This window comes from Natranaerobius trueperi, from assembly GCF_002216005.1.
GTDB classification, from domain to species: Bacteria; Bacillota; Natranaerobiia; order Natranaerobiales; family Natranaerobiaceae; genus Natranaerobius_A; species Natranaerobius_A trueperi.
Window position 1 is genome coordinate 1 of the sequence record NZ_NIQC01000081.1, and the last position, 581, is coordinate 581.

1 pseudogene is annotated in these 581 nt (G+C 37.3%); it reads right to left on the reverse strand.

What is annotated here, in order from left to right:
• A pseudogene (locus CDO51_RS13140) lies at positions 1-581 on the reverse strand (IS30 family transposase); the annotation flags it as partial.

The window sequence follows — 581 nt, forward strand, 5'->3', positions numbered from 1 at the left end:
TTGCTTCTGTTGAAAAATCAAGTAGGCTCTTCCCTTTTGGGATAAAGCGTCTAATAAGGCCGTTATGACGCTCATTAGTTCCTCTTTCTCCAGAAGCGTAAGGGTGTGCAAAGTAAACTTTGGTATTGCTAGTTTTCTCTAAAGATGCTAGTTCTGCAAACTCTAATCCATTATCAGCAGTAAAGCTCTTGAAAACTTTTGAAAAACTGTCACCCATTTCATAAGCCAGGTTTGCTAAAGTTTCTTGTACAGCTTCAGTCGTTTTAGCAGGAATCTTACGTATGATTTCTTTGCGGGTTTGTCTTTCAGTAATAGTGAGTAACACTGGTTCAGTTTTTGTTTTCTTTCCAATTAAAGTGTCAATTTCCCAGTGGCCAAAGACCTTACGTTCATTTACGTCTTTAGGACGTTCACTAATACTCGTCCCTAATCTCTTTTTATGTTTCCTGATTCCTTAGGCTTTACTCTGCGTCTAGTATTTAGGGGTAGATCGATGTTTCTAATATTGAGTAAACCTGCATCAACGTAATTGTAGAGCGTTTTAGTTGATACCATAGCTTCTTTTGAGAATTTATTTTGCT